The organism is Arthrobacter sp. TmtSoilC51 (genome assembly GCF_055388015.1).
Genome location: NZ_AP035877.1, coordinates 767,618 through 780,954, shown reverse-complemented (window position 1 = coordinate 780,954; position 13,337 = coordinate 767,618). Strand labels below are relative to the sequence as shown.

General features: G+C 61.4%; 12 protein-coding genes. 3 read left to right on the top strand and 9 right to left on the bottom strand.

The annotated features are described in order from the left end of the window. Positions 1-77: 77 nt before the first annotated feature. Positions 78-617, bottom strand: coding sequence for an O-acetyl-ADP-ribose deacetylase (locus ACZ5G6_RS03765; RefSeq protein WP_498691741.1), 540 nt, complete (start codon positions 615-617; stop codon positions 78-80). Positions 618-670: 53 nt separating this feature from the next. On the opposite strand from ACZ5G6_RS03765, the gene ACZ5G6_RS03760 reads away from it, so the two are divergent. Beyond that, positions 671-1,303 carry a DedA family protein gene (locus ACZ5G6_RS03760; RefSeq protein WP_223935813.1) on the top strand — a complete coding sequence of 211 codons (633 nt, stop codon included), beginning with the start codon at positions 671-673 and terminating at the stop codon, positions 1,301-1,303. 7 nt (positions 1,304-1,310) lie between these two features. Here ACZ5G6_RS03760 and ACZ5G6_RS03755 read toward each other — a convergent pair whose 3' ends face one another. From ACZ5G6_RS03755 to ACZ5G6_RS03720, 8 genes are all read right to left on the bottom strand, one after another. Further along, complete coding sequence (locus tag ACZ5G6_RS03755) at positions 1,311-1,616, bottom strand: hypothetical protein (protein ID WP_223935812.1); 306 nt, start codon at positions 1,614-1,616, stop codon at positions 1,311-1,313. A 149-nt stretch (positions 1,617-1,765) separates the two neighbouring features. Beyond that, entirely contained in the window at positions 1,766-4,564 is a 2,799-nt protein-coding gene (gene ppc, locus ACZ5G6_RS03750; RefSeq protein ID WP_498689497.1) for a phosphoenolpyruvate carboxylase, read from the bottom strand. A gap of 117 nt (positions 4,565-4,681) precedes the next feature. Further along, the gene (locus ACZ5G6_RS03745; RefSeq protein WP_498689494.1) at positions 4,682-5,011 is read right to left on the bottom strand and encodes a hypothetical protein; all 330 of its coding nucleotides are present in this window, start codon (positions 5,009-5,011) and stop codon (positions 4,682-4,684) included. Positions 5,012-5,054: 43 nt separating this feature from the next. Then, positions 5,055-6,188: a hypothetical protein gene (locus ACZ5G6_RS03740; protein ID WP_498689491.1), complete on the bottom strand. Its 1,134-nt coding sequence runs from the start codon at positions 6,186-6,188 to the stop codon at positions 5,055-5,057. Further along, entirely contained in the window at positions 6,185-7,462 is a 1,278-nt protein-coding gene (locus tag ACZ5G6_RS03735) for a glycosyltransferase family 2 protein (RefSeq protein ID WP_498689489.1), read from the bottom strand. The genes ACZ5G6_RS03740 and ACZ5G6_RS03735 overlap by 4 nt, the downstream gene beginning before the upstream one ends. After that, positions 7,459-8,382: an ATP-grasp domain-containing protein gene (locus ACZ5G6_RS03730; protein WP_498689486.1), complete on the bottom strand. Its 924-nt coding sequence runs from the start codon at positions 8,380-8,382 to the stop codon at positions 7,459-7,461. The genes ACZ5G6_RS03735 and ACZ5G6_RS03730 overlap by 4 nt, the downstream gene beginning before the upstream one ends. Beyond that, positions 8,382-9,296 (bottom strand): PIG-L deacetylase family protein, encoded by a 915-nt coding sequence (locus ACZ5G6_RS03725; RefSeq protein ID WP_223935806.1) that lies wholly within the window; start codon positions 9,294-9,296, stop codon positions 8,382-8,384. The genes ACZ5G6_RS03730 and ACZ5G6_RS03725 overlap by 1 nt, the downstream gene beginning before the upstream one ends. Positions 9,297-9,408: 112 nt before the next feature. Next, a complete protein-coding gene (locus ACZ5G6_RS03720) occupies positions 9,409-10,977 on the bottom strand; it encodes a sigma-70 family RNA polymerase sigma factor (protein ID WP_498689482.1) in 1,569 nt (522 codons plus the stop codon). 207 nt (positions 10,978-11,184) lie between these two features. Here ACZ5G6_RS03720 and ACZ5G6_RS03715 point away from each other — a divergent pair, with 207 nt between their 5' ends. Continuing rightward, a complete protein-coding gene (locus ACZ5G6_RS03715) occupies positions 11,185-11,880 on the top strand; it encodes a hypothetical protein (RefSeq protein ID WP_498689480.1) in 696 nt (231 codons plus the stop codon). A gap of 91 nt (positions 11,881-11,971) precedes the next feature. Then, a complete protein-coding gene (locus ACZ5G6_RS03710; RefSeq protein ID WP_498689478.1) occupies positions 11,972-13,306 on the top strand; it encodes an Ig-like domain-containing protein in 1,335 nt (444 codons plus the stop codon). Positions 13,307-13,337 lie beyond the last annotated feature (31 nt).

Here is a 13,337-nt window from a genome sequence, read left to right as displayed (position 1 = left end):
AACATGACCCTGTTCTTCGGCCTGCCGTTCCTGGCGCTCGTGACCGCGATGTTCTTCGTGGTGCGGCGACGCAAACGTCAGGACTCGAACGCAGCGCGGAAGACCGCCGTCGTTTCTTCCGAAAACAGCACGAACTCCACTAACTCCAGCACGCTGGCTGAGGCTGCACTTCCTGACGACGACGGCGAAAACGACCGCACGGCGTCGAACGCTACCTCGGCGACCTGACGCGCGTCCCATCCGTAGATCCCGGCGCTGAGCGCGGGAAAGGCGATTGACCGTGCACCCACCTCCACGGCTGCTCTTAGACTTTCACGGAAACAAGAAGCGAGCAGCTCAGGATCGGTTTGCCCAGCGTGCCGGTTGGGACCCACGGTGTGAATCACCCAGCGCGACGGGAGCCTGAATCCGGGAGTCACGACGGCGGCGCCAACCGGCAGCCCGTCCCGAAGTTTGGTGCGGCGGACCTCGCGACAGGCTTCAAGCAGTTCGGGCCCGGCGGCCCTGTGGATTGCGCCGTCCACTCCCCCTCCACCGAGCAGGGCCGAGTTGGCGGCGTTGACGATCGCATCGACGTCGCGCGTGGTGATGTCCCCGTGCATGATTTCGATCTGCATTGCGCCAGTCTCCCGCCGAGCGGCCACGGCGGCAAGTGCGGTACCTTGTGCCAATGGACTTCATCGCCCCCGAGACGTGGGGATCCGCAATTTACTTGTGGATCGTTCCCATCGTGCTCGGCGATGCCATTTTCCCGCCGATCCCGTCCGAAATGGTGGTCATCACCGGCGGAGCGCTGGCGGCCGACGGCCACGCCAATTTCTGGCTCATCCTCCTCCTCGCAGCCTTCGCGTCCTGGCTCGGAGACATGGCAGTCTACGTGCTGTTCAAGCGGCGGGTGAGCCATGTACTGGATCGCTGGGGATGGGGCCGGAAAGTCCACCGTGGAATCCACGAGGCTATCGCCAAGGCCGGCCGATCCTCCACGTACGGCGCCATTATCGGCGCCCGGTTCGTCCCTGGCGGCAGGCTCGCAACCTCGTCCGCAGCTGGAATCGCCAACGTCTCCGCCCGCGGCTTCAGCCTCTGCGCCGGATTGGGCGCAGTGCTGTGGGCGGTGTGGCAGGTGGGCCTGGGCTACTTCACGGGCTCCGCAACCAAACTGCCGTTCTGGGCCAGCTCACTGATTGGAGTGGGGGTCGGCTTGGTCATCGGCGTGGTGGTCGGATTGATCGTCACACGGCGGCGCGGGAGCCGCTCCCCAGTTGATGAACCGTTCGACGGAGACGTGCCCCAGCCGGAGTGACGCCTGCCTAGATCGGCGCCCAGCGTCCGCGGCTGCGGCGCAACACGTAAAGGCTCCCTGTCAGCGCAACGCGTTCGACGGCGTCGCGCATCATGGCCGCCGACGTCCGGGCTTCGTCGTTCTCACCGATGTAGTCCCGCGCATCCACCATGAAACGGAGGCTAAGCTGCGGGACGCCGCCCACGATATCGAGCTGGTTCGACTCGACATGATGGCGGGTTTCCAACGCCTCGATGGCCGCCGCCATGACCGACTCGGGAGGGTTGCCAGGCTTGAGGCCAGTGATCTTCAACTTGGTCTGGAACGACGGCATCCAACAACCCTAACGCTCATGCGAAGGTGCCTTAAGCCGAAACGCTCCCCCGCCCCATCGACAAGCGTTGGGAGTGAGAGAGCGATCCGAAAAAACCCGCCGCATGTGAGAGAGCGATTCGTCAGAAGCGGCAGGATGTGAGAGAACGTCTAGCCGGTGTTGCGCAGGCCGGCGGCCACTCCGTTGACGGTGATCAGCATGGCGCGCTGGAGCCGCTCATCGATCTCCGCACCGGATACCGATTCCTCGCGGACGCGTCGGAGCAGCTCCACCTGGAGGTAGCTGATGGGATCCAGATACTGGTCACGGATTTCCAGGGACCGCTTCAGCGTGGGCTGGGCGTCCAGAAGTTCAATCTCTCCAGTGAGGCGTTCGATTTCCGCCACGGTGAGCTCATACTCGTCCCGGATCATGTGGAACAGGCGGTGCAATTCCTCCGGGACCAACGAGGAAACGTAGTGCCCCGCGATTTCCATGTCGGTCTTGGCCAAGGTCATTTCGACGTTGGAAATCACCGAACGGAAGAAGTGCCAGCGGTCCATCATTTCCATCAGCTGATCGGCGTCACCGGCTTCGCGTGCTGCCTTCAGGCCAGAGCCTACGCCAAACCAACCGGGAACGATCTGGCGGGACTGCGTCCAACCGAACACCCACGGGATCGCACGGAGGCCGCCCAGTCCTGCTCCGGAATCGGGCCGCTTGGAGGGGCGTGATCCGATGTTCAAGGAACCCAGCTGCTCCACAGGTGTGGACGCCAGGAAATAGGCCGGAAGATCGGCGTCGTCGATCAAAGCCCGGTAGCGTGCAAAGGCGGCATCGGAAATTGTTTCCATGACGTTCGCGTAGCGCTCGCGCTCGTCTTCGGAGGTACGCGGAGTCCGGTGCAAGGCAGAACCCTGCATGACAGCTGCCAGGGAAAGCTCAAGGTTCTCGCGGGCAAGCTCGGGGAGCGAGTACTTGTCCGAGATGACCTCGCCCTGCTCGGTGAACTTAATTTCGCCCTCAAGGACACCATTGGGCTGGGCCATGATGGCGTCGTACGTCGGACCACCGCCACGGCCCACGGAGCCGCCGCGGCCATGGAACAAGCGGACCCTGACGCCGTGCTTGGCAGCCACGTCGCGCAGCTTCCGCTGGGTCTTGTGGATCTCCCACTGGCTGGTCATGACGCCGGACTCCTTGTTGGAATCGGAGTACCCGAGCATGATTTCCTGGACGTCCCCGCGGAGACGGACGAGCTCACGGTAGGACGGATCGGAGAGCAACTGATCCACAATCTCAGCGGATGCGCGCAGTTCCTCCACGGTTTCCAACAGTGGGGCAAAGCCGATCTTGGCGTGCGGCTTGGCACCGAAGAGGTCAATCAAACCAGCCTCGCGTGCCAGAACAGCGGCGGCCAGGACGTCATCGGCACCGCGCGTCATGGAGATGATGTAAGTTTCCACAACATCCGGACCGTAAGTGTGCAAAGCCTGGCGGATGCTTCGGAAGACATCGTACGTGCCGTCAGCTGTGCCTTCGAGCTTGATCGGGTGGCCCGAGAGCGGGCGGCGGGATGCCAGCTCGGCACCGAGGAATTCCAAACGTTCTTCGCGGGTCAGGGAACTGTACGGTTTCTCGGTACCGAGACGGTCCACGAGTTGTCCGACGGCGTCGTGGTGGTAATCCGCATGTTCACGGATGTCCAGCGTTGCCAAATGAAGGCCGAAGGCTGCGATCGCACGGCGAACACGGGCCAACGCGCCATCGGCAACAAGGCCTGCAGCGTGGTTCCGGAGCGACTCTTCGAGCAGGCCGAACTCGGCGAGCAGCTCCGTTGTCGTGGCGTAGTCCCTGCCGGGCTCATGGTACGTCGAGGAAGAAACGCGGCGGCCAGTGTTGATGAGTTTGGCTTTGATACACGTGAGCTTGAGTCGATAAGGCTCTTGGGCATTTAGCTCCAGGATGCGCTTGTCCAAACCAGGGAGGTTCTTGAGGTCCACATAGATCGAATCCAACAGCTCCTGGTCAGCCCCGAACAAGGCAGTGGAGTTGGACAGGACCGAAATCAGCTCGTCGATCAACGCAATACTGATCCGCACAGCGTTCTGGTTCTGCAGCTGCAGAATTTCGCGCGTAACGGCCGCAGTGACGTTGGGGTTTCCATCGCGGTCGCCACCGATCCACGAACCGAAACGCAGCGGCGCGCTGCCAGCGGGCAGAACCACGCCGTGCTCGGCCAGGAGTTCGGAAAGGTCCGTCAGCATTTCCGGCATGGCATCGGTGAGGATGCTGTTCAGGTAGTAGATCGCATTACGCGCTTCATCCACCGGTGTTGGCCGGACCTGGCGGAGCTCGTCGGTCTGCCACATTTGGTCGATGATTTCCGAAAGCTGGCGATCCTGGCGGCGTCGGGCAGACGTTCCCTCTTCAGTGGGCTGGGCCAATACGTCGGAAAGTTTGCGGACCTTGTCCAGTACTGAGCGACGGGAGGCTTCCGTGGGGTGCGCCGTAAAAATGGGCCGAACATCAAGTTCGTTCACCACGTCCTGAAGGACCTGCGGGCCGGCCTGGCCCGCGATCTCCGTGACAGCCTTCGCCAGCCAGCCGTCCTTTTCCTGCCGGGTCCGCAGCCCACGGACGCGATGGACCTGTTCGGCCGCATTGCTGAGGTGGAAATAGAACGCGAAGGCACGAACCAGGTCCGTCGCCTGGTCCAGAGGCAGGGACGCGAGCAACTCGCGGACCTGGGCAACGACGTCGTGCGCGCTCCAAGGGCCGGTGGCGTCGGCGCCGCCCCGCGCGGCCTCTTTGGATTCCTTGGTCAGCAAGCGGACCTGCTCCACGAGCTGCAGCAATTCCGGGCCGTGTTGTCGTACCAGGGACTCACCCAACAGGGTGGAAACGCGGCGCACATCGGCCCGCAGTTCTGCAGCGAGATCGGTGTCTTGATGGGCAGTGTGAACCATTGATACTTACCTTCGGGATCTGGTTTGGCTCGTACACTGCGCTGGATACTGTGAGCCGGATTACTAATGTTTCCTACGGGATCTTACCTGTACAGGAGTCCACTGCGGGAATACGTGTCAGATTTTGGCGTCACCGGAGTGCTGCTTAGCAGCTTTGCTCGTCGACGGCGGCAGGACCACCTTCCCGGCGAAAAGCCCGGCCTCTGCGGTGCCAGGGCCGGCTACCAATTTCTCGTGCCTTCGCTGCCGCATTTCCTCGCGGGCTGCCGCCGCCTCCATTTTGGTCGGCGCACCTGTGGCTGGCTCGATCGTGGAGAGGACACTCCCGAGCGTGCCCGTTGCCCCCTTCGCGGAAACACCTTTCTGCACCATCCGCGTGCCAGCCCAAACCGACCCAACAATGAGTGCCAGGCTTACTACTGCCGCCATCACGGATTCCATGCCCATGCGCTCAGGGTACGCCTCGGTTTGAGCACCGGACATCCCGTAATTACCGTGCCCAGGCTTTCCGCAAGACCTCCCAATGCCCGGCGCCCATGAGGCTTGCGGGTGTCACGGACACGGATGTGGCACCGCCCCGAACAGCATCATCCAAGGTGGTTTTGAACCTTTCATCGGAGATCGTGCCGTCATCGGACCAAAGCCCGATAGACAATGACATGCGGGAGCCTGCGCGGCGGGTCAGGGCTTCAGCGAGGTCCTTCGTCTGCGGCGAGCGCTCGGCATTGAGTCCTACGTACTCCCAAACGTGGAGCCGATCGAGCTGCTTGAGCAAGAGGTCGTAGTCATGGCCGCTGTCAGCGCGGTCCGCCGATGGTGAATCCCGCGGCGAGCGCACGTCCATCTCCAACCGGACACTATATGGTTCGACGGCGGCCCTCACCTTGCGCACGATGTCAGCCATGGCTTCGCTCCGCCATGTGCTGATCCGGGCATCCGACTGGTCGATCCCGCCTTCGTGGTTCCTGGGCCAGTCATTTTCCCCGGTAGTGGCTTTGAAGTCATCAAAGTCTTCGCTGCCAAAAGTGAAATCGTCGAACATCAATTCCGTAAGGTTCACCGCTGTGGGCCGGTACTTCTTCGCGACGGCGGCTGCCAAGGAAGCCAAGCGAACACCGGCCCTGCCATGCCGCAGGGACGACACACTGGCAAAGGCTTTGGATGGCTCGCCAGCAGTATTTCGTCCTGCCAGGGAGGGGTCGTCACTCAGCGCACGGTCCAAAAGGACATCTATCGTGAGGATCACATCACGTTCCTTACCGCTTTTCGCCACCCCCAATGCTGAGATTGATTCCCCCACGAAGTCCCGGCCAGTGCGGGAAACCTCATAAGAGGTCGCATTGGTTTGGCCGGACCAGGGAAAGGCCGTCCAATCTGTGCGTCCCACGGAGATCGATACGGCAGTGGCGTCTACAGCATCCAATCGTTCCGCCAAGTCCACAAGGTGTGAGCGATCCTCGTTGACGACGTCCTCGAAGCCAAGATTTACCATGCGGTCCTCGGGACGAGCCTGCGGGTCCCCTGCGCACGCAGTGATACCCGTCAATGCAACACCAAGGAGAACCGAGCCCACCAGGGCAGCACTGAGCCTGGCAACCAAGATCGTGGGTGCAAACGCCTTCATACCCCTGCCTCGTAGCGGGGGCCGGACTCTGTGGCAGTTACGGAGATGACGCCGGTCCGTTGCAACTTGTTCCACAAGGCAGGGCTGCCGCGGATCTCCTTGATGATTGCACTGGCTAAGGCCAGGCCAACGAATACCGAATACAGGGGCCACAGGGGCAGCGTCCACAGAAAGCGAAGGTCCTTCCAGGACCGGTTGAGTCCGATGGAGAAGACGATCAGCGCCAGGGACACGAACAACCCCAACCAACCAAGAATGGCGAGGACTTCACCTGGTACGGGACCCGAACCGGCAAGATAGAGGAATGGCAACACCGCCAAAATGGCAAGTTGCAGCACTGGGATCACCACCATGGTGATGGCGTTGAACAACAGGAACATGCCAAACAGCCCGTAACGCCGCCGCCCAAGCATTCCCATATGCATCCGGAGCGTCTGCAGCAAGCCCCGGGACCACCGAACGCGCTGCCGCCACAATCCGCCCATCGTTGACGGCGACTCGGCATAAACCAGGGCCGAGGGCTGGAACCTAACCCTGTAGCCAGCCTTATAGACACGCCACGTAAGCTCAAGATCCTCGCCGAGTGTGTCCTCGTGGAAACCGCCCACCTGCTGGACCACGTCGCGGCGGAAGGCACCTATGTTTCCCGAGACGATAGGCAGGCAATGCAAGAGGGACAAGGCCCGGCGGACCAGGCCTGTCCCGACGTGGCTTAGGACAGCAAGCATCATGGTCTGAACGCGATTCAGGTTAACCGGCCGGTCGTCGCCGCACACGGCTCCCACTTTGGTGTGGTCAAAGCCATCGAGCATGCGCATCAGGGTGTCGGGTGCGAAAATTCCGTCGGCATCAACGAACATCAGGATGTCGCCGTGGGAGGCAGCGATACCGTAGTTGAGCGCAGCTCCCTTCCCCGCGTTGGCTTGTGAGAGAAAACGGACCCGATCATATTGATCTGCAAGCCCGGCCATGATGCTGGCAGTGGAATCAGTGGAGCCGTCGTCCACCAGAATCACTTCCAGGCGTAGATAACGGCTGGCCAGAATCGACTCGACGCAGCTGGTGATCACCACGGCCTCGTTGTAGCCAGGCACGATCACAGACACCAGGGGCCGATCAGTAATGATGGAATAGCGATGCTTGGCAGAGTTGGAACGATAAAGCCGGTTGAAATACAAAGCCAGTGGAACATAGACGATTTTGACCACGCCGAAGCTGAGAATCAGGACTCCTCCAACCTGGACAAACGCCAGTGCAGCATCAAGAGGTGTCACGCATGCCATCCGGTCAATCGACCGCCGACGTATCGTCTGAGGACGCTCTCCAGGAGTTCGGGTGCGAACGCACTGTTTGCACCAAACCTCGCGTTGATTTCCAGTACCACTGGGCGTCCGCCCTGCAAGCGGCGTACATCGATGTCGATCGGTCCTGTCAAGCCGAGTGCGGCCACGGCTGAATCAGCCAATTGCGCCACGTCCGCACTCTCCGCCCCCTCAATCCTCCTGACAGACAGGGCATTCCCGACCCGCCCCTCTTTGAGTTCCGTCTTCTCCAGCACCACCACAAGGTCGTCCTGACCCGACTCAGGGCTATGGCGGAGGACCACAGGTGCATACTCCGTACCTGGTGCGAACCGTTGCACAATCCACGAATCGTCCAAGGAAGACCAGACGTGCGCGGCGTTCCGGCCGCCGTCGACAGTTCTTTCCAAAACCTGGACCCCGCGTCCGCCGCGGGAAATCCTTGGCTTGACCACCAGCGATCCCCCGAGCCGGGCCATTGCCTGGTTGACAGAGGTGTAGTCGCTCGGCAACCCGAAGTCGGGGACAGCGACGCCAGCGTTTGCAAGGCACCTCATCGTGAGGAATTTGTCATTCGCGATTCGAACGGGAGCGGGGTCGGCAATGAGGACTTCGGCGCCAGGAGCGAAGCCATGCCGGCCTTCCGAAACGAGGACCAGTTCATCGCTAACTGTGGGTACCACGAGCTCGATTCCATGGGCGCCCGCCAGTCCCCCCAGTTCCTGCAGGTAGCCAGGAGAACTGGAGGCCGATACCAATGAGACCGTATCCGCCACAGAAGCATGGACCGGCCGCATATCAACGCCCAGAACCCAATGTCCCAGTTCCCTTAGCTGGCGCGCCAATGAGGAGCCAGCCGGTCCGCCAACGCCTGTCACGAGTACCCGAACCATCAGAACTCCCCTACGGCGGAGCCGAGCAATCGAACTGGCTCGAAGCCCTCTGCATACGTGGTTTTCACTTGCGAGCCCCTGAACGCTGCGAGGCTGCGCACTCTTTCTGCACTCATATATGGCTTGCCTTTTTGGTTCCGGTGCATGGCGACGGCGTGAATCTTCACGTCCACGTAGCCGGCGATATCCACGAAGACGCTGGGGTCGAACTGCCGCGTGGATGAAGGACTCTCGAAGCACAGGATGGAGGAATGCTGGCGGGCTGCCCGCATGGTTGCACTGTGTACGGCCTGATGGTCCTGGTGGTAGTCGTTACGGGAATGGGTAATGACAACGTCAGGTCGAAATTCCTCCATGAAGGCCTCAATCGCCTGGACCATTTCATCCCCGTGCTCCGCCAGGCTGGTATCCGTAAAGTCGTGGACCTGCACCTCGGATGCGCCCATGAAGTCCGAGCCTGATGCAGCTTCGGTCACACGGACGGAGCTGTCTCCTCCCTTTCCGCCGGAGCTCATCACCATGGTTCGGACTTCATGGCCGGCGTCGGCCAATTTGGCGAGAGTGGCACCGCAAGCCAATTCGAGGTCGTCAGGGTGCGCTCCAATAGCCAGCACCCTCCGAGGCTGCGAAGCCACCCCATGGTGAATCCGGAAAGCGGGCGCGACGAGAAAGCCCACAATCAACCCTGCTCCCGCGAGCAGGCCTACAATCTCAAGCCACGGGCGGTACGTCGGCCCGATTGCGTATCCCACCAGTGACAGCAGCAACATGGTGCCCAAACTTGTCACGGCCCATCGGAGGCCGTGCGGCGAGCTGAACCTGCGAACGAACCATTTTTGACCGATCGGGACCAAAGCCCAAACCGCCGTCAAGGCGCCCAGCAAGCCAGCAACGGCCAACAACGTTGCTTTCATAATTCCCCTAAATTGCACAGATAAGTGTGCGGCTCCCGCCTCCGGGCCACCGCCGCTTGGTTAGTGGCCGGTGCAATAGCTTCGTGACGCTGTCTTTCGCAGGGAATCGTGATCAGTAGTTGTGGACAAACTCACCCGTTTCAAGACCGCTTCCACTCAAGGAATATGTGAGGACACCTGCGCCCTTTTGACGCTTGGACTGGGCGGAAACTTCAAAATGGAGATCGCCTGGCCGGGCCGAACCCGTGATGCATGTGACGTTTGTTTGCCCCTCCATGGAGCACGACCACCCCTCCGGAGCAAGCAGCGAACTCTCCTGGATCCGAGCATCCATTTCCACCGAGAACACGGCTTTGGCTGGTCCTAAGGACTGTGAGTCACGGATCCCAAAGTCCACCTCCATCGCCGTCATGCCGGAGCCATGGTCCTTTGGTATCCGCACCGAGGCTGTCACAGCCACAAGCGACGCCGGAAGTGCTGTCGCGGCTGGTGTGACCGGGATATGCGAGGGAGTAAGCTGTTGCGCCGACGGCTGGGATTCCGCCGGCGCGGCGACCGGTGGTTCGGGCGCAGCGTTCGACGGCGGCGGCTCAACCGCCGTCGGCGACACGGGCAATGGCGGACTCGGTTTCGATGTCGGGGTCGGGGCAGGGGTCGGGGGCAGGGTCCCGACGAAAGACTCCTGACGGGAGGAGCTTGTCTCAACGGCCAACTGCTCCATTGGAGCATCCGGTGTCAGGCGACCAACGATTCCAACCGCCCCCAGAACCAGGCCCAAGCCTGCTACTGCAACCATGGCCATCACCGCTGGTTGCCCAATGGCTGGCACCGCAATGGCTGCCTTGATGGGCACCAGCCCTCCCAAAACACCCAGTCCGGCACCCTTACCGGTCAGGGTCGCGAGGGATATGCCGGTCACCAGCGGGAGAAGCACGGCCCTCATGGTTCCTTGGACGTCCTTCAGCTCGGCGAGTGCACCGGTGCACCTGGAGCAACCGTTGAGGTGATGACGCATCTTGCGTTCAGCCACCCTCGAAAGTCCCCCGCGAATGAAAGTGCCGAGTTTTGAAGCGAATCCGGCGCAGCCGCTGTCCAGTTCTTCCGCGACGTGGGCCTGGAGGTATTGCCTCCTCAAACCTTCCCGCGCGCGGAGCGCAAGGGCTGAGACAGCATTGGCGGAGAGACCCAGGAGTGGTGCCACAGCAGCCGGCTTCATTCGTTCCACGTCCAGATACCAAAGCACCGCCTGCCACCGTTCCGGGAGGGCACGGAATGCCTTTGCCACCGTATGCGATTCGAAGGCTTTCAGTACTGCATCGGGATCCGCCAGCGTGCGGTCAAGGACGGCGTCGTCCCCGCTGGGCAGCGCCCTGCCCGCCTTCCGGTTCCGATGATGTGACAGCCGGGTAACCGTGGACAGCAGATAAGCCCTGAAGAAGTTGTCTGGACCCCGGCCGGCAACCAGGCTCTGCAACACTGCTTGGAAAGCCTCGGCCACAATATCCTCGGCATCACTTGGATTGTCCACGTTGCGCCGGGCCACGGTGGACGCGACGGACACATGGCGTTCATACAGTTCGTCGAATGCGGACATGTCACCGCCACGCACCAACCCGATAAGATGCCCGTCGCTCTCAACGCCCGCGCTTGAAGCGTTGTCAGTACCTGTCCCGGATGCCATCTATGGCACCCCCACAACGTATAAAATCGTGCCCATATATAGGCAGTGGGCATCAACCGCAAGTCATGACGCGATTTTGTACACAGTCTTTACCAAAGAGAACCTCCTGCCGTTTCGTCATGATTCCTTGTCCCGACGCACTAGTCGGATATGACATCGTTCCGGACAAAATCAGTGGCTGAGTGTACATTTTCCCGACACCTGTTGATGCGCCGATGGCAGACCACCAGCTATGAAAATGGTTGGCGGTTCCGGGCCGATTGGTTCCTGCCAGAGGTCCGGACGGTGGTAACTTCCCTGGCTACGCGGGCCAGTGTCCCAGCTCCATCGGCAAGGTCCTTGGGCGCTGCGCGAGCCCGGAACGGCGTCGGCATCAGTGAAACCATGACGGACTTCCGCGCCCTCTTCCTTGCCGCAGACCAGAGCATGGACATCGAGGCCCTCCAATCCTTGGCTGAAGGTTGGGCAGAGGCCGCCGAATCCGCACCTCCGATGTCGTGCACGGATGTTTATACGGGATTAGCCACGCAAGCCTATTTCCAGCGACGCATCCACGAACTCTCCATTTTTGGGCCGGCATGCGCCCACCCCTATGCCCTTGCAATCCTGTCGCTGCCCCAACCCCGTGAGAGCCGCAGCCATCGCTGGACCCTGCTGGCGCGACTTGGAGAAATTATTCAAAGCGAGTTACACGGAACTGGGGCTACGGCCATGTACCAGAACTCTGCAGTCCACGTGCTGTTACCCCTCTCAGAGAACAACGTTGCACGCCTCATGGAGTGCAGGACAGCCATGGAAAGGCTGGGCGAAGGAGCGCTGGGACCGGCGCGCATACAGTTCTTCCCGTTGGCAAGTGCCCCCTCCGAACCAGCACCGCAGGAGCACATTCCCGAAGCAATATGAGTGACGCCTGTTGGTGCCGTCACGAACAGCGTAGAGCCGCCACTCACCATGCGACGAGACACGCTTCCGGATTCGAAGGACCATCCAACAAATGAAGAATCAGCTCCATCTAAAGTCCGCCTCCCTGGTGGCTGCACTACTGGCTGTTGTCATGACAGCCTTGGGACTCGCTTGGTCGGCAGTGCCAGCCAACGCTGCCGTCATTCCGGGCGCAGTGGTAACCATCAGCACGGATTCAGTGGTTACAGACCAGTGGGACCAAGTAGATCTGGCCTGTCAGTGGTCCGTCCCGGATAACTCGCAACCCGGCGATACCTTCAATCTCCAACTGCCAGAACAGCTTCGCTGGTTTGGCGCGGCGTCGTTTGATCTCGACAACGCCGACGGCGAAACGGTCGCCAAAGCCGCAGCGAACGACGCCGGACAAGTGGTGTTCACGTTGACCGACTTCGTGGCGACCCATCCCAATGATGTGGGTGGGACGTGCAACTTCACCACTCAATACGCTGCGCAGCCAGGCACCGGCGGAACTACGGAACTGACTTTCACTGTGGGCTCCACGGTGGTCCGCGTGCCCGTGGTTGTCGACGGTCCGTGCACCAAGGACTGCGACCCCGCTCCTCCGACTTCGGCAGGCAAATCAATGTGGTGGGCCGACGCCGCACAAACTGAACTTGAATCCATCTTCTACATGCCTCCCATGCCTTCAGAATCAAACGATGTCGTTGTGACGGACACTCCCGCCGCTGGCATGGAGATCGATTGCAGCCACATAACTCCACGGGTGGGCAAGGTTGTCAGCAGTTCCGGGAACATCATTGATCCAATGGACAACGAGCAATACCCGGCCAGTGTCGACTGCAGTCCCCAGGAAGCAACGGTCCGCTGGACTGACCTGCCCAAGGGTGAACGAGTGGAGCTGTTCGTCGTCACTAAAGTGACCGACAAGAAGCAGGACGTCTACAACAACAGCGGAACCGTCACCATTGCAGGCGAGGAGACTCCCGTCAGTGCCGAGACCCGGCGGACCCGCGCTGACGGAACGGGCGACGGAACAGCAAGCCCAACGCCCACCCCCACACCCACCCCAAGCACCACCACCGCAACACCCACACCCACCCCAAGCACCACCACCGCAACACCCACACCCACACCCAGCCCCACCACCGCAACACCCACACCCAGCCCCACCACCGCAACACCCACACCCACACCCACCCCAAGCACCGCCAGCCCTAGCGCAACCACCGCGCCGCCTATAGCGACTGGCGAGCCCACTCAGCCCGCAGAAGTTGCCGTGCCAGAACCCCTGGCTTCCACTGGCGCTCAAAGCCCGGTGTTCATCTTCGCAGCCGCCGCGCTGTTGGCTCTGGGATCGTTGCTCGCTTTCCTGGGTGCCCGGCGTTCGGCAGGTCGACAGCACTGACCAACCGACCGATGGGCCGTGCACGGGGTGC

Bases quoted from the DNA above. Each gene is read 5' to 3' on its own strand.
- ACZ5G6_RS03765 (WP_498691741.1), bottom strand. From the start codon at position 617: ATGCAGATCGAAATCATGCACGGGGACATCACCACGCGCGACGTCGAT.
- ACZ5G6_RS03760 (WP_223935813.1), top strand. From the start codon at position 671: ATGGACTTCATCGCCCCCGAGACGTGGGGATCCGCAATTTACTTGTGG.
- ACZ5G6_RS03755 (WP_223935812.1), bottom strand. From the start codon at position 1,616: ATGCCGTCGTTCCAGACCAAGTTGAAGATCACTGGCCTCAAGCCTGGC.
- ppc (WP_498689497.1), bottom strand. From the start codon at position 4,564: ATGGTTCACACTGCCCATCAAGACACCGATCTCGCTGCAGAACTGCGG.
- ACZ5G6_RS03745 (WP_498689494.1), bottom strand. From the start codon at position 5,011: ATGGGCATGGAATCCGTGATGGCGGCAGTAGTAAGCCTGGCACTCATT.
- ACZ5G6_RS03740 (WP_498689491.1), bottom strand. From the start codon at position 6,188: ATGAAGGCGTTTGCACCCACGATCTTGGTTGCCAGGCTCAGTGCTGCC.
- ACZ5G6_RS03730 (WP_498689486.1), bottom strand. From the start codon at position 8,382: ATGGTTCGGGTACTCGTGACAGGCGTTGGCGGACCGGCTGGCTCCTCA.
- ACZ5G6_RS03725 (WP_223935806.1), bottom strand. From the start codon at position 9,296: ATGAAAGCAACGTTGTTGGCCGTTGCTGGCTTGCTGGGCGCCTTGACG.
- ACZ5G6_RS03720 (WP_498689482.1), bottom strand. From the start codon at position 10,977: ATGGCATCCGGGACAGGTACTGACAACGCTTCAAGCGCGGGCGTTGAG.
- ACZ5G6_RS03715 (WP_498689480.1), top strand. From the start codon at position 11,185: ATGCGCCGATGGCAGACCACCAGCTATGAAAATGGTTGGCGGTTCCGG.
- ACZ5G6_RS03710 (WP_498689478.1), top strand. From the start codon at position 11,972: ATGAAGAATCAGCTCCATCTAAAGTCCGCCTCCCTGGTGGCTGCACTA.